General features: G+C 38.0%; 13 protein-coding genes. 3 read left to right on the top strand and 10 right to left on the bottom strand.

Annotation, left to right across the window (positions count from 1 at the left end; genetic code table 11):
- Positions 1-23 precede the first annotated feature (23 nt).
- The 9 genes from V4B18_RS01390 to gyrB form a co-directional block, all read right to left on the bottom strand.
- A complete protein-coding gene (locus V4B18_RS01390; protein ID WP_455476073.1) occupies positions 24-2,486 on the bottom strand; it encodes a PAS-domain containing protein in 2,463 nt (820 codons plus the stop codon).
- A 38-nt stretch (positions 2,487-2,524) separates the two neighbouring features.
- The gene (gene ahcY / locus V4B18_RS01385; protein WP_455476072.1) at positions 2,525-3,922 is read right to left on the bottom strand and encodes an adenosylhomocysteinase; all 1,398 of its coding nucleotides are present in this window, start codon (positions 3,920-3,922) and stop codon (positions 2,525-2,527) included.
- A gap of 372 nt (positions 3,923-4,294) precedes the next feature.
- The gene (locus tag V4B18_RS01380; RefSeq protein ID WP_455476071.1) at positions 4,295-5,293 is read right to left on the bottom strand and encodes a complex I NDUFA9 subunit family protein; all 999 of its coding nucleotides are present in this window, start codon (positions 5,291-5,293) and stop codon (positions 4,295-4,297) included.
- A 43-nt stretch (positions 5,294-5,336) separates the two neighbouring features.
- Positions 5,337-6,656: a bifunctional folylpolyglutamate synthase/dihydrofolate synthase gene (locus V4B18_RS01375; protein ID WP_455476070.1), complete on the bottom strand. Its 1,320-nt coding sequence runs from the start codon at positions 6,654-6,656 to the stop codon at positions 5,337-5,339.
- Positions 6,657-6,659: 3 nt separating this feature from the next.
- On the bottom strand, positions 6,660-7,580 hold the full coding sequence (accD, locus tag V4B18_RS01370; RefSeq protein WP_455476069.1) for an acetyl-CoA carboxylase, carboxyltransferase subunit beta: 921 nt from the start codon (positions 7,578-7,580) through the stop codon (positions 6,660-6,662).
- Positions 7,581-8,354: 774 nt separating this feature from the next.
- Entirely contained in the window at positions 8,355-9,752 is a 1,398-nt protein-coding gene (gene coaBC / locus V4B18_RS01365; protein ID WP_455476068.1) for a bifunctional phosphopantothenoylcysteine decarboxylase/phosphopantothenate--cysteine ligase CoaBC, read from the bottom strand.
- 69 nt (positions 9,753-9,821) lie between these two features.
- Entirely contained in the window at positions 9,822-11,408 is a 1,587-nt protein-coding gene (ubiB, locus tag V4B18_RS01360) for a 2-polyprenylphenol 6-hydroxylase (protein ID WP_455476067.1), read from the bottom strand.
- 2 nt (positions 11,409-11,410) lie between these two features.
- Positions 11,411-12,193: a bifunctional demethylmenaquinone methyltransferase/2-methoxy-6-polyprenyl-1,4-benzoquinol methylase UbiE gene (ubiE, locus tag V4B18_RS01355; RefSeq protein ID WP_455476066.1), complete on the bottom strand. Its 783-nt coding sequence runs from the start codon at positions 12,191-12,193 to the stop codon at positions 11,411-11,413.
- Positions 12,194-12,307: 114 nt separating this feature from the next.
- Positions 12,308-14,740, bottom strand: coding sequence for a DNA topoisomerase (ATP-hydrolyzing) subunit B (gene gyrB, locus V4B18_RS01350; RefSeq protein WP_455476065.1), 2,433 nt, complete (start codon positions 14,738-14,740; stop codon positions 12,308-12,310).
- Between the two features lie 608 nt (positions 14,741-15,348).
- Between gyrB and V4B18_RS01345 the strand changes: the two genes are divergently transcribed.
- The gene (locus tag V4B18_RS01345; RefSeq protein WP_455476064.1) at positions 15,349-16,212 is read left to right on the top strand and encodes a transporter substrate-binding domain-containing protein; all 864 of its coding nucleotides are present in this window, start codon (positions 15,349-15,351) and stop codon (positions 16,210-16,212) included.
- A gap of 10 nt (positions 16,213-16,222) precedes the next feature.
- Here V4B18_RS01345 and V4B18_RS01340 read toward each other — a convergent pair whose 3' ends face one another.
- Complete coding sequence (locus V4B18_RS01340) at positions 16,223-17,755, bottom strand: YifB family Mg chelatase-like AAA ATPase (protein WP_455476063.1); 1,533 nt, start codon at positions 17,753-17,755, stop codon at positions 16,223-16,225.
- A 414-nt stretch (positions 17,756-18,169) separates the two neighbouring features.
- Between V4B18_RS01340 and V4B18_RS01335 the strand changes: the two genes are divergently transcribed.
- Positions 18,170-20,122 (top strand): autotransporter assembly complex protein TamA, encoded by a 1,953-nt coding sequence (locus V4B18_RS01335; RefSeq protein ID WP_455476062.1) that lies wholly within the window; start codon positions 18,170-18,172, stop codon positions 20,120-20,122.
- Positions 20,122-24,768: a translocation/assembly module TamB domain-containing protein gene (locus tag V4B18_RS01330; protein ID WP_455476061.1), complete on the top strand. Its 4,647-nt coding sequence runs from the start codon at positions 20,122-20,124 to the stop codon at positions 24,766-24,768. Before V4B18_RS01335 ends, V4B18_RS01330 begins: the two co-directional genes overlap by 1 nt.

The following is a 24,768-nucleotide window of genomic DNA, read 5'->3' as shown; positions in this document are numbered from 1 at the left end:
TTTGTGAGGATTAAAAAGCAAGACTAAAAAACTTTGTCTCCTTTGGGGATTGGGAAAAAGCATTTAACTGTTGTTCCTTGTCCAGTGCCAGTAAAAATTTCAACATGCCCACCGTGAAGTTCAACGAAGCTTTTGACAAGAGAAAGACCAAGACCCGCTCCTGCACGCCCACCATGATGAGCATGAGAAGAAAAGCGTTTGAAAATTCGATCAAGAATATCTTTTGGAATATCAGATCCTTCATTATGAACACTAAAAATAATATTATTATTTTGTTCATCAGCACAAAATTCAATCGTGCTTGCTTCTGTTGCAAAATTAATGGCATTACTAAGAATATTAACAAAGATTTGATGCAGACGTGTTGCATCAGCAGAAATGAAATTTAGGGAAGGAGAAATTTGTTGTAAAAGCGTAATGTAGCGTCCATTAAGACGTTCTTCTACACGTGCTACTGCTTGCACCATAGCATCTGCAATGTTAACTGGCTTTATGTCCAATTCCATAATGCCAGCATCAAGGGTCGCTAAGTCAAGGATATCATTAACAATATTCAAAAGAGTGCCAGATTCTGAATGAATGTGTCCAAGATATTCCTGTTGGCGTTCATTGACAGAGCCAAAAATTTGATCGCGTAAAATATCTGAAAATCCAATAATATTGGTGAGGGGGGTACGCAATTCATAGGAAACATGTTGAACAAATTCATTGCGCAAACGGTCAGCACTTTCCAAGGCTTCATTTTTTTCTTGAAGAGCACGCGCTACATGAACAGTGTCGGTAACATTAGCAAAGGTGAGCATCGTCTGTCCATCGGGAAGTGGTACCAATGTGTAATCAATAATCATTCCATTTTTTAGATCCATACGACCTGAAGATGTATCACGATTTTCAGCAAAACCTGTAATGAATTTGGTAAATTTGCTCCATTCTTCCCCCACAGTTAAGGCTAAACAATGGCTTTGTAATTGTGTAATGTGGGTACCTTCTACTAGCAAATTATAAGGTAAAGACAACAATTTTGATAAGGCTGGATTTGATAAACGCAGACGTCCATCAGTACCAAAAACCACCACACCTTCTGAAAGTTTATCAAGTGTTTCGCCTTGTATTTTAATTAATGTATTATAGCGTCGTTCAAGATCAACTTTTTCTGTGAGATTTTCGTAAAGCCAAGTGACACCTCCTTGTGGATGAGGGCTAGAAATGACACGCACTGTACGCCCGTCTGGAAGATTCCAAATTTGTTGATTTGATTCTGATTGCTGATAGGCTTTAAAAAGTTTTTCTTTCCACGCACGCCAATCAGGGTGTTCACCAATGAGTCCCTTTTCACGCAAACGTTCAAGAAGCAATGTATGACTTGGTTCACTTTCGAGAAAAGAATTCTCCAATGGCCATAAAATTTTGAAAGCGTGGTTGCAAAATTTTAATTTTTGGTTTTTATCAAAAATCGCTACAGCTGTTGATATTTGGTCAAGCGTTTCACAATGTCCTTGAAGAACGCGTCCCATTTCATGGGCAAGATTTTCATACGCGCTATCATCACGGGCAAAAGCTGCCATTCCTTCTGCTGTTGTAATACGTGTGAGATGAAAACGGCGCCTCTCTCCATTAATAACTGTGTGAACATGTTCTTGAAAAACTGTTTCTGTTTCATTTGTCTTGCGTTGTGTTGCTTCATTGAAAAGGTCATCAATTTTATTGTACTTTTCTTTAAAGCCTGTCATTTCTTTAAAGGAACGATTAATAAAACAGATTTTTCCTTCACAATCTCGTATCCATACCGGTTCTTGAATACAATCAAGAAGATTGCGCTGCATTCTTAATTCGGTAAGAATGCGAGTGATATCTTTCTGTAAACGTGCATTTTCGCTTTGCTGTTTTGAGATATCTTGAAAACGTGCAATGGCTGCTGTTCCTGCTATGATACCTGTAACTTGTAACAGTATATTGTTTGTGGTGGTAATAGAAAGTTCAAAAGGGTGACAGTTACAACGCAATTGAGTCAATGCGTAATCAAGTTCTCGCAGGGACATTTCTTCAAGCCAGAGCTCAAAACGTTGAAAATCTTTCTGGTGAATTCCTGTTTTTTGCAATGCAGGAATGTTTCCAACTATACGTGGTAAGGATGTTGGATTTTCCCAAATGAGAAGGCACTGCGCAGTTTCTTCCATAAGCCTTTCATAATACGTAAGTTTTTCAGAAAAATCCGCTTGAATCATCTTAAAACGCTGCCATGAAGATTTCTTTGCGCTCATAATAACTATCATGCATATGAGAAGTGAGGCGCAAGAAATCCCTCCACAGAGTGCTAAAATAAGCCATGACCCATCTAAAAAAGCGAAGTAAGATGGTTGCATTTCCAGCGATTGAGCTACAGTGTGTGTTGAAGAAAAAAGGAAAAAAAAACAAAAAATACCGATGCAGATTCGGATCATTTTTTGAGCTTTTTCTTTGGAGTTATAATCACCAAAGCTGAGCACGACGCGCTTTCCTTTTTCTTTTAACTCAAGAAAACGTTTTAATAACGGTAATGATTTGGTTTATAGGGGCCTTGTGGTGAGACTCCAATATAGGCGGCTTGTTCTTCTGATAAAACGCTTAATTGTATTCCTAGCCGATCAAGATGAAGGCGTGCAACTTTTTCATCAAGATGTTTTGGCAAAACAGTGATTTCATTTTTGTAATTTTCCGCATGGGTAAAAAGTTCAATTTGCGCTAAAACCTGATTGGTGAATGATGCTGACATGACAAAAGAAGGATGACCCGTAGCATTGCCAAGATTTAGTAAACGTCCCTCAGATAATAAAATTATACGTTTTCCATCGGGAAAAGTGATCATATCCACTTGTGGTTTAATATTTGTCCATGAAAAATTTCTAAGAGCTGATACTTGAATTTCATTATCAAAATGACCTATATTTCCAAGGATACACATATCTTTTACTTGTCGCATATGATCCAAGCAGACAACATCTTTATTGCCAGTTGTAGTTATAATAATATCAGCACTGGAGGCTGCATTTTCTAAAGTGACAACTTCATAACCATCCATAGCGGCTTGAAGAGCACATATCGGGTCAATTTCTGTTATTTTAACGCGTGCTCCAGCGCCTGAAAGAGATGCTGCTGAACCTTTACCTACATCACCATACCCGCAGATGATAGCCGTTTTGCCAGCTATCATTACATCTGTTCCACGTCGGATACCGTCTACCAACGATTCTCTACATCCATATTTATTGTCAAATTTTGATTTCGTAACACTATCGTTGACGTTAATAGCTGGAAAAGGCAAAAGTCCTTCCCTTTGTAACTGATAAAGACGGTTTATGCCCGTTGTGGTTTCTTCACTTATGCCTTTGATTGCTGCGCGCTGGCGTGTGAAAAATCCTGGTGTTGCATCCATACGCTTTTGGATTTGTTTGAAAAAAAATCCTTCTTCCTCTGTTTTTGGATATGACAAAATATCTTTATTTTCTTCTGCACGAGATCCCATTAAAATGTAGTTTGTTGCATCAGCGCCATCATCCAATATAAGATTGGAGGGGTTGCCATCAGGCCATTGAAAAATTGCATCTATATAAGTCCAATATTCTTCAAGTGTTTCACCTTTAACTGCGAAAACAGGAGTACCTGTAGCCGCAATAGCTGCTGCTGCGTGGTCTTGCGTAGAAAAAATATTGCTAGAACTCCATCGTACATCGGCGCCAATTGCTTTTAAGGTTTCAATCAAAACAGCAGTCTGAATGGTCATATGCAATGAACCAGAAATGCGCGCTCCGCGTAAAGGTTGGTTAGAAGAAAACTCTTTACGACAAGCCATTAAACCAGGCATTTCCGTTTCAGCGATATCAAGTTCTTTGCGGCCATAAGCAGCAAGCGCGATATCTTTGACAACATAATCTTGAGCTGCCATTTTTTATCCCTTTAAAAGTAAATTTTCCGAGACGGTAGGAGAAATTAAAAAAAAATGCAAGAGAATAGAAAAGCCTATTTATATGAAAATTTTTTCAAATTTTCATAAATCTATATGATAGATATATATTTGCTTATGTGGTAACTATTATAGGCAAGGTATAAAAAGATTCGTAAAATTTTATTCAATGAACAAAGCTTGCTAACATTTTAAAAGCTATGAAGAATATGGGTTGGCAAAGAAGGTTTTTACGAGATTATACTTTTGAAAAAAGAATTAGACGTATCAATTCCACCAATATAGATCTTATCTTTTTTGTGAAGTAAAACGCAGCTTATTACATAAAAAAAGATGCCCTAAAAAGAATATGCACTAAGCTGGCAAATTTCTGGAAAATTGACCTTGTGGGCGGAAGCGCCATAAATAATTTGGCAAGATAGCAGCCATTGCTCTTGGAGTAATTCCTACTCCTTCTAAAGTGTGTCCATTCTTTATTGCTTCTTGAGAAACAATATTATCCGCTTGCAAAAAGCGTATTTGATCGGCAGTTACCAAGCTTGGCAAAAGAGGTAATTTACCAATCATTCCTAAAATACCTCCAATAAAGAGTCCGGAAAAAAGAGGCATAGGTAAGATTATTTTTTTGCGGTGAATAATTTTTAATACATTCTCAAGGGCATCTGAGAATGTGATAATCTGTGGACCTACAAGATCATAGCTTGTTCCAAGAGCAGCATGCTTTTCTAGAGCACGTACAATAAACTCAGCAATGTCACCAACATACACGGGTTGCAATTTACTTTGTCCACCTCCAAAAAGAGGTATGATCGGTAAAAAGCAAGACAATTTTGCTAAGGTGTTAAAGAAACAATCTTCTGGTCCAAAAATAACAGATGGACGCATAATAATTGCTTGAGGATGTTTACTATGAACAATTTTCTCACTCATAGAGTGCACGCGTGCATAAAGAAATGAAGCATCTTCATCCGCTACAAGTGTTGACATATGGATAAGAGGGATACCAACTTCTGCTGTTAATTCAGAAACATTTTTTACACCATTGATTTGTGTATTTTGAAAATTTGATTGATTTGATTGTGCTAAGCTACCAGGAAGAAACACTGCACCCTCTGCTCCACGTAATGCACGTGCAACAGATGCACGGTGCTTTACATCGGTTTGAAGCATTTGAGTTTGTCCCACTTCTCCTATTTGTAGCATGTAATAAGCTTTTTGTGGACAACGAACAGCGATGCGAACGCGATAACCACGTTTGGTTAAGGTTTCAACGACATATCGTCCTACAAAACCAGAGCCGCCGAAAACAGTAATAAGCTTAGGATGTTGATAAAGTGCACTATTAAGCTGCATAATCAAAAGGTCTATCTTTTAAAGCTCTATAAATGGTTAGTTCTTAACACGGTAGTGTTTTATTGTCACGCAAAATATCGCCTGCAAGATAGAGGGAGCCTCCAATAAGGACAGTTGCCTTTTTATGCTCTGAATTAATTTTGCGCAAAGCATCTTGTAGACTAGCTTGTGGGCTGGCAGAAAGTCCGACTTTTCTAGCGGATTCAGCCAAAATCGTTGGGCAAATACTTATATTGTTGTTGGTCAACGAAATCGTATATACTTTATCTACAAGGTTTGCTATAGGATGAAAATAACCAACAGGGTCTTTAGTATTAAGCATGCTGGCAATCATAATAATAGGCCGGTTTGATCTTTTCTTCCATCGCGTAAGTTCTGCTGCAACAACTTTTCCTGCAGCGGGATTGTGTCCACCATCTAACCATAAATCAATATCAGGAGACAATTGATCAACTAAATGGCCATGGGTGAGGTGCTGCATCCGTGCTGGCCAATAAATATTTTGTAGAGCATGGCTTATTGCTTGTTCTGAAAGTCGAAAACCAGCTTGATAAATCGCTTCAATAGCAGCTCCAGCATTGGCAATTTGGTGCGCTCCAATCAAGTTAGGAAGGGGAAGATCCATTAAGCCTTGATTGTTTTGAAATACCATCCGCCCATGTTCTGTATAGCTTTGGTAATCTTGACCAAATAAGGAATAAGGCGCTTTATTTTTATCTGCAATGGCCGTTAAAATAGGATAGGTCTCATCATGATTCTGTTTACCAATGACTACTGGAACTGTTGGTTTGATAATTCCCCCTTTTTGAAAGGCAATTTGTGCAATGGTCTTTCCAAGAAAGTTTTCGTGATCATAGTCAATGGGCATAATAAGGGATAGAGCTGGTTTTTCTATAACGTTTGTGGAATCAAAACGTCCTCCTAAACCAACTTCTAAAATCAATACATCAGCTGGATGTGTACTAAATAGCATAAAGGCAGCTGCTGTAAAAATTTCAAAAATTGTAATTGGTTCTTGACGATTTACTTTTATAACTTGTTGAATTACTTCAGCTAATTGGCTATCTGTGACAAATTTTCCCTGTCCTTTTTGACCTAATCGACAACGTTCATTCCAGTATACCAGATGAGGTGAGCTATATACATGAACACGGTAACCTCCGCTTTCCAACAGAGCGCGACAAATGGCGGAAGCAGATCCCTTGCCATTTGTTCCAGCAACGTGAATAATAGGAGCAAGCTTTAAATGTGGATTACCAAGACGTTTTAAAAGGCGTAAAATACGTTCTAAAGAAAGATCAAATTTTTTGGGATAATTTTTTAAGAAATCATCCATTATCCTTTTTACTTGGTTGTTTTCCATAATTTAGGCAGCCTCAGTTTTGGAAAGCGATGCCTGAGAGCTTGTTGGGGATGGGTTGGAAGGGTTGACAGTTTCAGGATATTTCATCATCAAACGTAAAAGTCGTGCAATGGTTGTTTTCATTTCCAAACGCGATACAACCATATCAATCATGCCATGTTTAAGCAGATATTCACTACTTTGAAAATCTTCTGGTAAGGTTTCGCGTATGGTTTGTTGAATCACACGCGGTCCAGCAAAACCAATCATAGCGCCAGGTTCAGCAATATGGACATCTCCGAGCATGGCGTAAGAAGCTGTAACACCACCCGTCGTTGGATTGGTAAGAACTACAATATAGGGTAGTTTAGCTTCTTTCATCATTTCAATTGCTACTGTTGTGCGAGGCATTTGCATCAGTGAAAGTGTTCCTTCTTGCATGCGTGCTCCGCCAGAAGCGACAAAAAAGACCAAAGGGCATTTATTGGCAATGGCTGTATGAAAAGCTTTGATGATAGCTTCTCCTGAAGCCATACCAAGTGATCCACCCATAAAAGCGAAGTCTTGAACAGTTGCGATAATTGGTAATCCCTCAATGGTACCTTGCGCACTTAAAATATTGTCATCAACCCCAAGTTTGGAACGATAATCTTTTAACCGATCAATGTAACGCTTTTCATCACGGAATTTTAAAGGATCTGTTACAACTTTTGGATTTTCAAGAGGGGTATAGACGCCATCATCAAAAAAATACATGAGACGATTTTTGGCGCTGATGCGCATATGATAGCCAGAAGTGGGCATTACATATTGATTCATTTCTAAATCTTTATGGAATACCATTTCACCGCTCGTGGGGTCTTTGATCCACAGATTGTCTGGAATGTTACGACGCCCCAGTATGGAGTTGATTTTAGGACGAACATAATTTGTAATCCAGTTCATCTTTAATAGCCTCTCTTTAAATATTATTCACTTTTGGGATGCTTAAAAGGAATACAAAATCAAATTGCCAGAAACACTTTGCTGGTTAAACAGATGGATCCATTTAATAACTTTGTCCATGTATGTACAAGCTCTAACCCCGTTATCCTTTAATTTTTTTGTCTTTCACATATTGCAGCGATAATCTGAATTAAAAGCATTTTCTGCAATAAATTTGTTAATTATTTCAATAACTTGTATTTTTTATTTTAATACTAAATCCCACTCCTGATGCTGGTTAGCAAATTCTTCATTTGCTGTTGGTACAAAACCAACATTTAGTAAATTTTTAATGCCAATTATGTGAATCTGAAAAAGTTTAACAATTGTAAGCATGAATAAGGTCATAATATTCCATGAATATAATGGATATGATGAGCTATGTTAGCGAAACGCTAATACTAGAGCAAGATTTTTTTAAAGATTTTCCCCTAATGAGAAAAGTAAAAGCGATCTTTTAAAAGATCAAACTTATTTTGTACGCTCCTTTATTTGTAAGCTTTATTGAATTTAGATGGGAGAGTACGCCGTTATTTTTGTGTTATGCATGTGATGGACTTTTGGGTAAAACATTTGGTGCAATTGTTATCATTGGATCGATCTATTTTGTTTATGAACAACAGATACTTTTATCTTTATTTGAAGATGAAATTTACTCCTTATGATGTTTTTAATAACATCAAATTGTCTGAAGAGCTTTTATTTTTATTCGAAATAAAGAATCTCTTATTGATTTTAATGGGCGGGAATATGGGAGGAGAAAAATGATACGATAACGTTTGTTAATTTGTGAGCGATTTGTTTTTTACTCATGTGTGACCACTTTTCAATGTTTTCTTTGCTAATGAGATAAACTTGATTTGTATCAGCACCCATAACGCTTGTGCCATCAACATGAAGAGAAACATCATTAGCAAGAATGAAATTGGCTCCTTTTTCGATACATTTTTTTTGCGCGTTGGCAATGACATCACATGTTTCTGCAGCAAAACCAATCACGAGTGGGGGACGATTTGAAGCATTTCCAATTGTTGCTAAAATGTCAGGGTTTTCGACCATGCAAAAGAATGGTGGCGTTTTATTCGCGCTCTTTTTAATTTTGTGTAAAGATTGTGTTTGACTGCGCCAATCGCAAACGGCAGCAACAAAAATAGCCCCATCGGCTGGTAATGCTGTTTGAACGGCTTCTAGCATTTGACATGCTGTTTCAACATGAATGGTTTTTACACTTTGTGGGTCGTCAAGATTAACAGGTCCACAAATAAGCGTTACTTTAGCACCTAAATGCGCGAGAGCTGTTGCAATGGCGTGACCTTGTTTGCCTGAAGAGCGATTAGCAAGATAACGGATTGGATCAATTGGTTCATGAGTAGGACCAGAAGTAACAATAAAATGACGGCCAGAAAGTGGTTTTTCTTGCTGCATACTCAAAAGAGTTTCTATTGAAGCCACAATGGTTAAGGGTTCACTCATACGCCCACAACCAGCCTCATCACGTTCAGCCATTTTTCCAATTTCTGGTCCAATTATATGAACGCCATCCGCGCGTAATTGTGCAACATTGCGAATGGTCGCAGGATGTGTCCACATGGCTGGATTCATAGCTGGTGCAATCAAAATTGGACAACGCGCAGCTAGAAGTACACAATTGGCTAGATCATCACCTATACCGGTAGCTATTTTTGCAATACGGTTAGCTGTGGCTGGTGCAAAAATAATCAAATCGGCATCACGTGCAAGTCTAATATGACCAATATCATGTTCTTCTTCACGTGAAAATAAATCGCTATATACCTTACCTCTACTTAAAGCTTCAGCTGCTAAGGGAGTAATAAATTTTTGAGCTGCTTGTGTCATAATGACATTTAAGTGTGCTCCACGTTCTTGCAAACGACGAATAAGATCAAGCGCTTTATAGGCTGCAATACTACCACCAATAATAAGCAGGATAGATTTTGATTGCAATGATTGCTCTTCTATGGTGCTTACTTGGGAGGGTAATATAGCTGAAGAAACTGGATTGCTTAAAAGACAACGAGCCTCTTCTTCCATAGAAATACCATTTTTTGCCGCACGTATACGTAGAGCTTCTTTAGCTTCAGGTGAAAGATTACGAATGGTAATACTGGCCATAAAATTGATCCAAAAAATAAAATGATTGCAATGATTTCATAATCAATATTTTTTAGCATATTGAGCAAATTAGAAAAGATGAAAAAGGTAAAAAGTTAGACAAACGCAACAAAATGCAATGATAAATAGGCTATAACGACCATAGCGGTTTGTGCGACTTTGCTCAATAGCAAGTTGTTTGAGTGTAGCGGGAGAAAGACTAAATCCTGTTTTTATCATTTGCTCAAGATCTTCTTCCATACGTTGAAAATTTTGTATCAATTGTGGTGTTTTTCGTGCAAGTGAAAGAAGTGCTTGTGCTCCTTCACTAAAATCTTTTGCGATGCCCACAGGGCCTAAGTTTTTGCTAATCCATTCTTTCACAACGGGTTCTGAGGCCTTCCACATATTAAAAGTTGGATCCAATGTGCGGGCAACACCTTCTACAACAACCATAGTTTTTTGTAGTAATAAAAGCTCAGGTCGCGTTTGCATATCAAATAATGCCGTAACTTCAAACAATAATGTAAGCAGTTTTGCCATGGAAATACTTTGCGCTGATTGTCCGTGAATTGGTTCACCAATGGCACGATTAGCTTGAGCAAAGCTTTCAATACTGTGATGAGAAGGTACATATCCCGCTTCAAAATGAGCGCGCGCCACCCGATGATAATCGCGGGTAATAAAACCATAAAGAATTTCGGCAAGAAAATGCTTTTCTTTTTTACTAAGTCGTCCTGTGATTCCTAAATCGACAGCAACAATACATCCTTTTTTATCTATAAATAAATTACCAGGATGCATATCGGCATGAAAAAATCCGTCACGCAGTGTATGGCGAAGGAAAGATTGAATAAGCGTAATGGCTAGCGCTTGTAAATCAAAGCCAGCTTCTTTAAGTGCGGAAATATCCGATATTCTAATGCCATCGATCCATTCCATTGTTAAAACATTGCGTCCTGTTCGTTCCCAATCAATTTGTGGGACTCGAAAACCTGTATCATGTTGAATATTTTCAGCCATTTCTGATATGGCAGCTGCTTCTAGCCGTAAATCCATTTCAATTCGTGTAGTTTGTGCCAAAGTATCAACGACACAAACAGGGCGCAGGCGTCGAGAGGCGGGCACATAACGCTCTTGCAAATGAGCAACAAGATAGAAACTTCTAAGATCTTTGGCAAAGCGTGTTCTGATATTGGGACGAATGACTTTGACAGCACATTTCTTTTTATTACCTACTTCATCATAATATTCAGCTGGGTGAACTTGAGCAATAGAAGCGGCGGCAATAGGTGGATAAAAATTTACAAATAAGTCGTTGATAGAGCGGCCAAGTGAACTTTCAATTTGGGCAATAGCAGAGGTACAGGAAAATGTTTGGACACGATCTTGTAATTGTGCCAAATCTTCAGCAACATTACGCCCGACAATATCAGGTCTCGTCGCAAGAAACTGGCCAAGCTTTATGTAAGAAGGGCCGAGTTTATTGATGGCATACGAAATATTTTCAGATCGTTGTTTCATTTTCGTTTTGCGTCGCGCTAATGCGCTTGCTATTTTATGAAATAACGCTGGAAATCCTTGAAGGTGATCGCTGGGAAGAGAACTAAAAACACCTTCACGTGTTAAAATCCATCCTGCACGTATTAATCGGAAGTAAGAGGAGATTTGCGCCATTTTTAAATCTTCCAGCCTGAATGTAGCGCTGCGATTGCACCTGTGAGATTACGATACGATACTCGCGAAAAACCTGCATTATTAATTATATGGGCAAAATCATCTTGCTTTGGAAATTTTCGAATAGACTCAACTAAATAACGATAAGCATCTCCATCATCTGCAATAAGTTGGCCAAGTTTTGGGATGACGTGAAAAGACCAAAGATCATAAATTTTGTCAAGCAGAGGTACCTCGACATTTGAAAACTCTAAACATAAAAAACGTCCACCTGGTTTTAAAACACGAAAAGCTTCTCTTAGAGCTTTATCAATATGCGGTACATTGCGAATTCCAAAAGCAATTGTGTAAGCATCAAAACTTTGATCTTCAAAAGGCAAATGTTCTGCATTGGCTTCAACAAAGTTAATCAGGGAAGCGAGACCATTTTTTTGCGCGCGTTTTTTTCCAGCGTTAAGCATCGAGCCATTGATATCAAGCACTGTAGCACGGGCTTGTTTGTGTGAAGCATTAAGAACGCGAAAGGCAATATCACCAGTACCTCCAGCTACATCAAGAATTTTCCAATTGGGAAGTGCTGGTGGAGAGAGCCATGTAACCATGGCATTTTTCCATACACGGTGTAGCCCAAGCGACAAAATATCATTCATCTTGTCATAGCTTTCAGCAACAGAGTGGAATACATCATCAATCATGGATTGTTTTTGTGCTTCATCAACTCTTTTAAAGCCAAAAGAGTGCTCCATGCCTCCTTTGGTTCCTACACGCTCTGTTTCAGCTGTCATATGTATGATCTTCCTTATTTTTTATCGTAAATGAAGTATAGAAAGAATGTTCAAATACGAAAAAGTAATGTACAAAACCGCAACGTTTATACAGCCGTAAACGAAAGAGTACCTTTAGATATCAAGATTGGCAACGCTTAAAGCATTATCTTGAATAAAAGCACGTCGAGGCTCAACTTCATCACCCATTAAACGAGAAAAGAGTGAATCTGCATCGGTTGCATCATTGATTTTTACTTGTAAAAGAGCGCGTGCATCAGGATTGAGGGTTGTTTCCCAAAGCTGTTCAGCATTCATTTCTCCAAGACCTTTATAACGTTGTAAAGTGATGCCTTTTTTACCATTTGTAAAAATGCTTTCTAATAAGTTGACAGGTCCTAAAATGCGCTCTGATTTATCTTTGCGATGCAGAAGGGGAGGAGGATTATATATTTCTGTAAAATTTTGCGAAATGCGATCAATTTGGCGTGCATCAGCTGAATTTATAAGCCCTGCATCAAGAGTAATAATATCTTTAACTCCGCGAAAAATACGTTCAAAATGCAAATTGCCCTCTGATGTATATTGACCACTCCAACCGCGCTCCATATCGTCAGCTATCAAATCGAGGCGACGCGCTATATTATCGGCAGTCTTTTGAGCTTTTTCTGGTGTAGCAAAGGCTTCAGGATTAAAAGCTCCAACAATTGCTGCTTGCTCAACAATATTGCGATTATAGCGGGTATGAAGACCATTTAACAGTTGGCGTAGTATACGAGCATCTTCGGTGAGTTGACGCAAATCCGTACCTGCACGAACTTCGCCTGTTGATAATTCTAATGTTGTTTCTTCTAGTCCAGAATCAATCAAAAATTCTTCGAATGCCACTTCATTTTTGATATACTGAGAAGACTTCCCACGTGTTACTTTGTAAAGGGGTGGTTGAGCAATATAGAGATGTCCACGCTCAATCAATTCAGGCATTTGTCTAAAAAAGAACGTAAGTAACAGAGTGCGAATATGTGCACCATCAACATCCGCATCGGTCATAATAATAATCTTGTGATAACGTAATTTATCTGGCGAAAATTCATCTTTACCAATGGAGGTTCCAAGAGCAGTGATAAGTGTTCCAATCATATCAGATGAGAGCATTCGGTCAAAGCGCGCTCGTTCAACATTCAAAATTTTACCACGTAGGGGTAAAATTGCTTGATTTTGACGTGAACGTCCACTTTTTGCTGAGCCACCAGCTGAATCACCCTCGACAATGAAGATTTCTGATTTTGCTGGATCGCGTTCCTGACAATCAGAGAGCTTTCCTGGTAAAGACGTAATATCGAGAGCACCTTTCCGCCGTGTAAGCTCTCGTGCTTTGCGCGCTGCTTCGCGTGCTGCTGCAGCTTCTACCACTTTACTTGTAATAATTTTTGCTTCATTCGGATGTTCTTCTAGCCATGCAGAGAGTCCTTCATTTACTAAATTTTCAACAACAGGTCGTACTTCAGAGGAAACTAGTTTATCTTTTGTTTGTGAAGAAAATTTTGGGTCGGGAACTTTTACAGAAAGAATAGCTGTTAATCCTTCACGGCAATCATCTCCGGTTAGATTAACTTTTTCCTTTTTTGCAATTCCTGAAGATTCGGCATAACCATTAATTTGGCGCGTTAAAGCACTACGGAAACCTACTAAATGGGTTCCACCATCACGCTGAGGAATATTGTTGGTAAAACACAAAACTTTTTCATGATAAGAATCATTCCACCATAAAGCAACATCAACGCTCATCCCGTCTTTTTCGTTTGCAATATAAATAGGAGCATCAAGTAGCGCTTTTTTTGATTGGTCAATATATTTGACAAATTCAGTTAACCCGCCTTCATAATGCAATTCAACAGAGTGAATATCTGCATGGCGTTGATCAACAAGAAGAATATGCACACCAGAATTCAAAAAGGCCAATTCCCGTAAACGGCGTTCTAAGGTTTCAAAATCAAATTTAACCATAGTAAAGGTTTCAGGGCTTGGTAAAAATCTGATCTCTGTTCCGCTTTCTGCATTGCAATCACCAACAATTTTTAGGGGAAAATCAGCAACCCCATGCGTAAATGACATTTCATGAATTTTACCATTACGTCTGATTCGTAGTTGCAACCAAACTGATAGTGCGTTAACAACAGAGACTCCAACGCCGTGCAGTCCTCCAGAAACTTTATAAGAATTTTGATCAAACTTTCCACCAGCATGAAGCTGGGTCATGATGACTTCGGCTGCTGAAACGCCTTCTGTTGGGTGAATATCTGTAGGGATTCCGCGTCCATTATCACGAACGGAACAGGAGCCATCAGCATGGAGTGTGACATTTACGAGAGTGGCGTGACCAGCTAAAGCCTCATCAATAGCGTTATCTACGACTTCGTAGACCATATGATGCAGACCTGAGCCATCATCCGTATCGCCGATATACATACCAGGACGTTTGCGCACAGCATCAAGACCTTTAAGAACTTTGATAGAGGCGGCATCATAGTCATCACCATATACTGGTGAAGTTTTTTCATCACTCATAAGTTAATCCATTTCAGTGTTCAATTTGCGATATTTTATCAGCCTTTTTTAGCTTTATGTTTTGGCCAGTTATTTATGGAATAACAACATTAAATGTTTACCGTATATCAAATTTATATTCAACATCTGTCAGTAGACAATAGATAGGATGATTTTTGTGCACGCAAACAATATTGTACTGTTATGTTGCATTTTGGATGTAAAAAAATATTCACAATTAATTTTATGAAATTAATTTTTGTAAATTGTTAATGTTGTAGGAGAAAACGAGAAATCAATTTCTTTTACTTTTACGAGACTTCATTTTATTTATATTTTTACACGCTATAAACTGGTAATCTCTCTTTTTGCGTTATTTTTTTAGAATATTTTGATGAAGTTATATAATGATACTTAAGAAACTTATGACTTATAGCTGATACGAATAACAAAATTAGAATGTATTTTGAGAATATATGGAAATTGTTAAGCTTTTTAATAATTTAGAAGATAACCTTAGCATTTTATTTTATTAAAAGCTAGCTATTTAAGCTAAGCGCATTAAGACTGTAACTGATAAGAGTAGTTACATTTTGGCTTCAAAAAATTAAGGGGAAAAGATTTTAAAAATGAATAAACCTATAGACATGTTAAATGTTTTTATTGGAGTTTTATTAATTACATGGGGGATTCTTTTTTCGTCTTTGGCAAAAGCTGAAATGTCTGGAAGACTGCCTTTCTTTTTTGATTCGCATAGACGTTTAGTGCAACCTGATACAACAGATATAACCCGTTTGCGTTTTGTAACAACTTTTGATTTTCCTCCTTTTAATTTTCTTGACAGAGCAGGGCGCCTTGCGGGTTATAATATCGATTTATTGCGCGCTATTTGCTTAAAATTAAATCTTGAAACATTGTGTGAGGTAGAAGTTGTTCCTTGGGAAGAGCTAGTAGATCACGTCAAAAATGGTAACGCAGAAGTGATTATTGCTGGTTTAAAAGAAACAGTAAAGACGCGTCAAGATCTTGTTTTTACTAAAACTTATTTGCGCTTTCCTGCTCGGTTTGTTGCTTCTCGATTTATGAATTTTGATGAGCCAATAAGCGATAAGCTTGCACATTTAAACAGTGGACTTTTGTTAAATAGTGCTCATGAAGAGCTGTTTCATAATTATTTTCCTGAAGCCAAATGGCAAGGATTTAAAGATAGAGCAGAGCTTTATAAAGCACTACAAGATCGTAAAATTGATCTTATTTTTGATGATGGATTTGCCTTATCTTTATGGTTAAATAATCCAAAATCTGCTGATTGCTGTCATTTTGTTGGTGGTGCTTATATAGCTCCACAGTTATTGGGAAAAGGAATGCAAATGGCCGTTGCAAAGCAGAATGCAAAATTGGCCGTTACACTCAATTATGCTCTGAAATCTTTAGAAGAGGATGGCAAGCTTGCAGAGCTTTATTTGCGGTATTTTCCAATTAGTTTTTATTAATAAATATTTTTTAGGTAAGAGCGGTTAATCTTTCATTTCCTAATCGATAAGAAATGGCTTCTGCAAGATGATGGCGTGAAATAAGGTCTGCTTCATCAAGGTCAGCAATGGTGCGTGCGACTTTGAGAATGCGATGATAAGCGCGTGCGGAAAGGTGCATTTTTTCACTGACATCTCGTAATAATGTTGTGGCATTTTGATCAGGGATAGCAATTTGTTCGATGATTTTAGCAGGGCAATCACCGTTTGTGCGAATATGGTTAAAGCCCAGTGTCGTAAAACGTTTAATTTGAATAGCACGGCAGCGTGCAACGCGTTTTGCGACATCGCAGCTTTTTTCTGATTGCTCTGGTTGCATAAGATCCATAGCTGTTAAAGCAGGAACATCAATCCGTAAATCAATTCGGTCGAGAAGAGGACCAGAAATACGAGACTGATAATCAATTTGACAACGTATTCCTTTAGCGCAAACATGGTTTTTTTCGCCTGCCATACCGCAGCGACAAGGATTCATTGCAGCAATAAGCTGGATTCGGGCAGGATAGCTGATATGGTGGTTAGCACGGGCAATAATACATTCTCCACTCTCTAAAGGTTGGCGAAGAGAATCGAGAACTTGCGGAGAAAATTCAGGAAATTCATCAAGAAATAAAATGCCATTATGCGCAAGAGAGACTTCTCCTGGTCGTCCTTTAAGACCACCGCCAATCATGGCTGCCATGGAGGCTGAATGATGTGGAGCACGAAAAGGACAGTGGGTTGAAATGGTATTATGTACTGTTTCTCCTGCGATAGAAGCAATTAAAGAAACATCTAAAAGCTCAGAGCTATCAAGGGGTGGTAAAATGGAGGGTAAACGTTGAGCTAACATAGATTTTCCTGCACCAGGAGGACCTACAAATAAAAGATTATGTCGCCCAGCGGCGCAAACTTCTAATGCACGTTTGGCGGTTTTTTGTCCTTTAATTTCGGAAAGATCTGGAAGCTCAGTTTGTATTTTATATTCGCGTGGTTGCGGACGTTTTTGAATTTGAGTTCCTCTAAAATGATTGACCATCATGAGAAGAGTCTCAGGTGCGAAAATATCCATCTCTGCATTTACCCATGCCGCTTCTGGTCCACATTTATAAGGACAAATGAGCCCTTTATCCAATGATAAAGCTGTCATTGCAGCTGGTAGGACACCATTAACAGCTGTAATAGATCCATCAAGTGATAATTCGCCTAAAATGATGTAATCTTGCGCTACTTGAGAAGGAAGAAGCTCCATAGCGAGCATTAAGCCTACAGCAATTGGCAAATCATAATGTGATCCCTCTTTAGGTAAATCAGCTGGTGCAAGGTTAATGGTAATCCGTTTATTAGGCATAGAAAGTCCACAAGCATGAATGGCTGCTTGCACGCGCTCGCGGCTTTCTGCAATTGCCTTATCTGCCAATCCAACAATTGCCATTCCTATTTTACCAGGGGAAACCATAACCTGCACATCAACAGGTATTGCGTCTAGACCGCGAAAAGCAACAGTTGTGACACGCGCGATCATTGTTTATCCTTCCCCCTTCATTGCTAAAAGACAATCATATCTGCACATAAAAATCAAGAAGTGTCTGTATAGTCTTTTGAATAGAGAGATCTATATTCTACCATATACGTATAAACTTTTGTTATGTGGTCATAGGTTTGAACAGTAATTTGCATAAATTTAACTATGATGGCATGCAGTTGAATAAAACATTTATAATGCACTAAGTGAATGTGCTAAAATAAAAAAGTGGACTGTTTGTATTACATAGTAATAATGAGGATTTCTGTGAATACAAAGGGGGGGATGGTATTATACATTTTAGTAAAAAGTGATATATGATCATGTAGAATATCCGGAGTAGGTATATTTACTTTCCTTTTTCGGTATCGTTTGTAAAAAGTGATGTAAAGTGTACTAAAGGCATCTGATTTGATGATATATCAGGTAACAATTTTGTTAAAATCAGGGATTATGCGTAGCGTATTTATAAGTTTATGTTGTGTTTTTGCTTTTTCGCAGCCGCTTGTGGCACTTGAGCTTTTTAGTCAAAAAAAGACAAATTCTTCTTTTAATGTTAGTGAGAGTAGTAAAAAGAAGTTTTATAAAATTGAGGTTGTTGCACCAGTAGGTGCGCCAGCAGAAGGCATTAAAATAGTTAAGGATGTATCTTCTCTTGTTGCTGATCAAAACAAAGCGTTATCCAGCTCTTCTGGCTTATTAGCTAAAGCACGTTCAGATTATCGTGCAATTCTTTCTGCTCTCTATGCTGATGGACGCTACGGCGGTGTTATTAATATTAAGGTTAATGGTCTAGAAGTTGCTGATTTGAGTCCTGTAACGCCACTCCCTGCACGATCTAATATTGTTATTACAATTGATGCTGGTCCACAATATGTTTTCAGTGTCGCAAGTATTAATAAAGTCGCTCCGTTTGCGAAATATAAAACCAATAGAATGCCTTCAATCGAAGATTTGGGTTATAAGGTTGGGGATGTGGCTAAGTCTGATACTGTTCTTAAAGCAGAAATGTGGGCAATTAAAGGGTGGCGTCAACAAGGTTATGCTAAAGCTAAAGTTATTAATCATGAGGTTGTTGCTGATCATGCTGCACGTCTCATTGATGCGCGGATTGCGGTCGATCCTGGACGAGAAGCTTATTATGGTCCTATAAGTGTGCGTAATGTAAGTAAAAAGCCACGCGTAGATTCAGACTATATTGCATGGATGACAAAACTAAAACCTGGTCAGAAATATGATTCTGATGCGTTAATCAAGGCGAATGAACGACTTGCACGACTTGGTGTTTTTCGTTCTGTAAATTTGCGTGAAGCTAATACAATTAACTCTGATGGAACTCTACCGCTGACACTCGTCTTAGAAGAACGTAAACCACGGCGTTTTGGCGCTGGTGGTAGCTATTCAACATTAGATGGTGCGGGTTTTGAAGCTTATTGGGTGCATAATAATCTTTTTGGTCATGCAGAACGCCTTAAAATCGAGACTAAAATAAGCGGCATTGGCAGCAATAAAGAGCAGTCGTACGATCCTAAAAATTTTGATTATCTTTTCGCAAGCACATTTATAAGACCAGGTACATTCACTCCTGATACGGATTTTATGGCAGAACTGAAAGTACAACGGGATATCTTAGACAATTATATGACGCAAGCTGCAAAAGGAAAGTTAGGTATTACACATATCTTCAATGATGATCTCTCGGGACAGGTTGCTGTAGAGATTTCTAAGGGTTATTCACGTGATTTCTATTTTGGAGATCGTAGTTTTACAACAATTGGATTCCCTAGCGGTTTGGTTTACGATAGTCGTGATAATAAATTCGATGCAAAAAAAGGTTTGTATAGTGAAGTGACTTTTGAACCTTTTTATGAAATGTGCTTTAAAAATCTTGTGTCGAAAATGACCGTGGAAGGTCGCTCTTATTGGGCGCTAGGTGAACAAGATCGTTTCATTGTTGCTGCGCGGGCAAAGCTTGGTACAATTATTGGAAGTGATCAAGAACACGTACCTTCAGATACGCTCTTTTTTGCGGGGGGTGGTGGGTCTGTTCGCGGTTATGCTTATCGCAATATTGGTATTAAAACGGAAAATAATGCTGTTGTTGGTGGACGTACGCTTGTTGAAGGTTCAGCAGAATTACGTTTTTCTTTAAATGATAAGATAGGATTTGTCAGTTTTATTGATGGGGGTGTCGTAGGAGAAAAATCGTCTTTTAATTTTTCTCAAAAAATTAAATGGGGAGCTGGTATTGGAGGCCGCTATATGACAGGTATTGGCCCTTTACGTGTTGATTTAGCTTTTCCCTTAAGTCGAGAAAAAGGTGATCCTCGCATTGGTTTTTATGTGGGTATAGGGCAAGCATTTTGATGAAAAAAATAGTACGTTTATGGGCTTTCTTATTTGGGCTTTTTTTTCTTTTTATGAGCGTTTTTGTTTTTGCGCAGGAGAGTAGTTTATCGTCCAGTGAAGTGACAAAAGATAATAGTTCATGGCTTGTTTCCTTTATTGAACGCAAACTTTCAGCACCAAACCGTCAAATTCGTTTGCATAGTGTACACGGAATGCTGTCATCTCAAATATCAATTGATGCCATCACTATTAGTGATAAAAAAGGTGTTTGGCTTAAGATGACCAATGCTAAAATAGATTGGAATCGCCTAGCGTTGCTAAGAGGACGTATGGAGATTAATCAGCTTTCTGTGGAACAGATTACATTTTTACGTAAATCGCAAGGTAGTGGCTCATCTTTTCTTGAATCAAAGGAATTTTCTTTACCAAAATTGCCTATTGCCGTTTCTATTAATGCGCTTACGGCGCAGCATGTGGCTTTTGAACAGGATTTTTGGGGTTTTTCTGCTGATCTATCCTTAAAAGGACATTTAATTTTGGCCAATGGTGATTTTGATGTCGATATAGCAGCCCATCGTTTAGATGGACAGGGTTCTTTTTCTGTTTTAACAAAGGTATCCAAGAAAAATCGCACAGCCAAAATTGATATTTCTACTTATGAACCGCAAAATGGCATTGTGGCTAATATTCTTAACATTGAAAAATGTCCTGAATTAAACCTTACCATTAAAGGTGATGGCAATTTTGATGATTTGATTGTCACACTTTTTTTGGAAGCTGATCATCAGACTATTTTAAATGGTAATATTCTTTTTTCTAGTGTTTCAGAAGGACATAGTTTTTCTACCAAGCTTGTGGGCAAGCTTGGCTCTTTGATGCCTTCTCAATATCGTAGTCTCTTTGAAAATGATGTAATATTGGAAGCAGGAGCAAGGGTGACAAAAGAAGGTGTAATGCACCTTGATCATATGACTATTCAGGGGCAAGCTATAAATCTTGTAGCCAATGCTGAAATAACAGCAGATAAATTTTTACGGCGGTTTTTTGTTGATGGAAAAATAGCTCTTGATAAGGAAAGTGAATCTGATCGTTCATCTGTATTAGAAGCGTCAACGCGCGCGGGTAATCTTGCTTTGACAATTGATTATGGTCGTGAAGGGCAGAAATCTTGGAAGGGACAGCTCATTATACATAACTTGAGCAATAAAAATGTCCATATTCATGATGCGGTTTTTGATATGGGGGGAGTGAGCGAAAATCTTGATAATATAGTCTCTCGTCATGTTGGTATTCAGGTTAACGGGAAGCTTCAGGGGGTTACAAAGGCTAAGGGATCGTTGAAAGAAGATGTAAGTCAAACCATCCATGTGCATCTAGACACGGACATTATTTCGAGAAAACCAGTTCTCATTCATGATTTTAGCGTTACATCTCAAGGTTTTTATGCTTGGTCAAAAGGAAAAATGAATCGTTTAGTTTTTAAAGGTGATTTTGGTTTAAAAGCACAAACTCTAGCTCCTTTAGGCTTTTTGAGTAAACAAACATTTTCTGGTGGTGCAGACATTAAAGCCAAGGGAACTATAGGTTTATTAAGCGGCGTTTTTGATCTTGAATTATCAGGTATGGCTAACGACATGAAAATAGGTATGGAGCCTTTTGATCGATTATTCAAAGGAAACCTTACTCTTTCAGGTGGAGCTACTTGGAGCAGGACAGGTTTAGTTTTGCATCGTTTTGGTTTGAAAAGCCAATATGTAAACATAAATGCTGATGGACATTTTTTAAGTGAGAACGCTAAGATGGATTTGGTTGCTCAAATACCCGATCTTATTCTGCTGGATCCGAGGATGAGCGGTGCGCTTACAATTAAAAGTACCGTAAGAGGACGCAATAATCTTATAAAGTTCGATACACGTGCCCATATTGTTGAAGCATTTTTTGTTGGAAAAAAACTCCAAAATGCAGCATTTTCTATTAATGCACTTATGGATAATACATCACCGATTACTCCTTATTTAACAGGATCTGTAGAAGGTGAAGGAACTTTTGCTAAGCAACCATTGCATTTGTTTGCTTCTTTTAAGAGTTCTAAGCAAATTCGAAATCTTCAGGATATCAATATTAGAGCAGGAAATGCGCAAATAATCGGTAGTCTTTCTCAACCACTTAAAGGTTTTGTGAAAGGAGCTTTGCATATTGATGCTGATGATATTTCAGTGCTTGCTGCATTATTTTTGCAGAAAGGCAGTGGACAGTTAAAAGGGGATTTTATTTTTGATGAACAAAATGGCAAACAAAGAGCCAATCTGAAAGCTCATGTTGATCGCTTAAGTTTTGCAAATAATAAAATTAAAAAGTTGACAGTAGAAGCTGACATATTTGACCTTTTTAGCATGACGCAATTTGAAGGTTTTATCAATGCAGAACATGTTCAAACACCTTTTATGATGATCAATCGTTTTAATGCTCGCGCTAATTTTGATAATGATCAAACGACTTTTACTGTTCAAGCGATGTTGTATAATAATACAAATGCGCAGCTTTCTGGCCATGTAATTACAATGGGGCTTCCAGAAGGTATAAAGCGAGAAGTTCAGATTGAGACCATAGATATAAAACAATCTAATCTTCGTGCGGTATTACCTAAACAGGCTACAATTGTTTTTGATAAAGATGGGGTGGTGATAAGCGAATTAGGACTTTCTGTTAATGGAGGTAAGGTTTTTCTTGCAGGTAATTTTTACGATACTCTCAATTTTCACCTTACAATGAATGCTTTTCCTGTTGCTTTGGCTAATCTTTGGAAACCCAATCTTGGAGCTTCTGGTACTTTAACAGGGCAGATTAAGATTCGTGGTGATTTTAAAAAACCTGATGTGATCTATGATATAAAAGGTGAAAGCCTGACAACTGTTGCTCTTCAAGATAAAAAAATAATGCCTTTTGCACTTTCTGCTACAGGGAAAACAGCCGATAAAATCCTTACTTTAAATGCAGATTTAAAAGGGGAAGGAATACAAGCACAGGCACAAGGTAATGTGTTTTTAGATAAAAACCAGCTTGATCTACACGTTAACTTGAAAAATTTATCTGCACGTTTGGCTGATGGATTTATTGGAGAACAAGCGTTTGAAGGAATGATTATGGGCAAGGTCGATATTGCTGGAACAGTGAAGGATCCCTCTGCTCATTTTGATCTTTCTAGTCAAAGCATGACTATTATAACACACAAAGGATCCATGCCAATAAATATGAATGCCCGTGGTTCTTACAAAAAATCAATATTGCATATAGAGAGCTTGGCAGCAACTGGAAAAAAAGAGTTAGATATCTTTATAAAAGGGCCTATTTCTCTAAATAATTCAGAAAGTCAATTGAATATTAAAGGGACAATGCCTCTTTCTGTTATTGACTTATTATTGGCTAAGCGTGGTGCATATGCAACGGGTACAGCAACAATTGATACGACTTTAAATGGTACATTATCTCAGCCAAAGCTAATGGGACATTTTTCTGTAGCTGATGGTAGCTTTTTTGATTCACAAACAAATTTAAGATTGAATGATATAACGCTTGAAGGCAAGTTAAATGGCGATCACATTTTGATAGAGAAAGCTTCTGCTCTTTCGTCTAATGGGGGATCTCTTTCCGCTTCAGGTCGTATCTCTAATAATCTGCAAACAGATCTGATTATTAATCTCAATCAAGCCAATTATAATGATGGTTCTATGATTCTTGCAACTTTGTCAGGCAAAGTTACAATGGCGGGTTATTTTCTTGGTGAACTTGTTATTGGGGGTGATATTAAAGTTGAAAAAGCTGAAATTATTGTGCCAGATTATTTTCGAAATGCAAAATTTCTTGATATTCAAAATAAGAATTTGACCAAGCCAATTAAAAAAACGCTCGAACGTGCTGATATTAAAAGCTACAGCAAAAGCCATGATGTTTCTCAAAAATCTTCATCTATTATACGATTAAACATGCGTATTACTGCGCAAAATCAGTTTTTTGTTCGTGGTCGAGGTTTAGATACTGAATTGGGAGGACGCATTAATTTGACGGGGCCATTGTCTGATGTGCATCCAGTTGGTGAATTTCAGATGATTCGTGGACGATTTGATATCCTTTCAAAGCGTCTCAATTTTGATCAAGGACAAGCAAGCTTTAGCGGTAATCTTAATCCTACGATTCATTTTGTAACCAATCACAACAGTGGTGATATTCATGTTACAGTAACTGTAAGTGGAACGATTGATAATCTTGATGTTAATTTTTCCTCACAGCCTAATTTACCACAGGATGAAGTTTTAGCGCGTTTGATTTTTAATCGCTCTCTTAGCGAATTATCTCCCTTTCAGATTGCTCAGCTTGCGACTGCAGCGGCTGATCTTGCGGGCGCTTCTAACACATCTTTGTTGAACACCCTACGAGCTAAAATAGGACTTGATGATCTTGATGTTACTGTTGATGAAAAGGGCAATACAGGTTTACGAATTGGACGCTATGTACACAATAACATTTATTTAGGCTTTGAAGCAGAATCGGATGGAACGACGAAAGGAACAATTAATTTAGACATTTCACGTAATCTCAAAGCTAAAGGTGCTATAGGGAATGAAAAGAATTCTAGTGTCGGCTTATTTTATGAAAGATACTATTAA

The sequence above is a fragment of the Bartonella sp. B17 genome, assembly GCF_053795755.1.
Note: the sequence above shows the minus strand (reverse complement) of the source record. Positions and strands in the feature narration are given on the sequence as shown.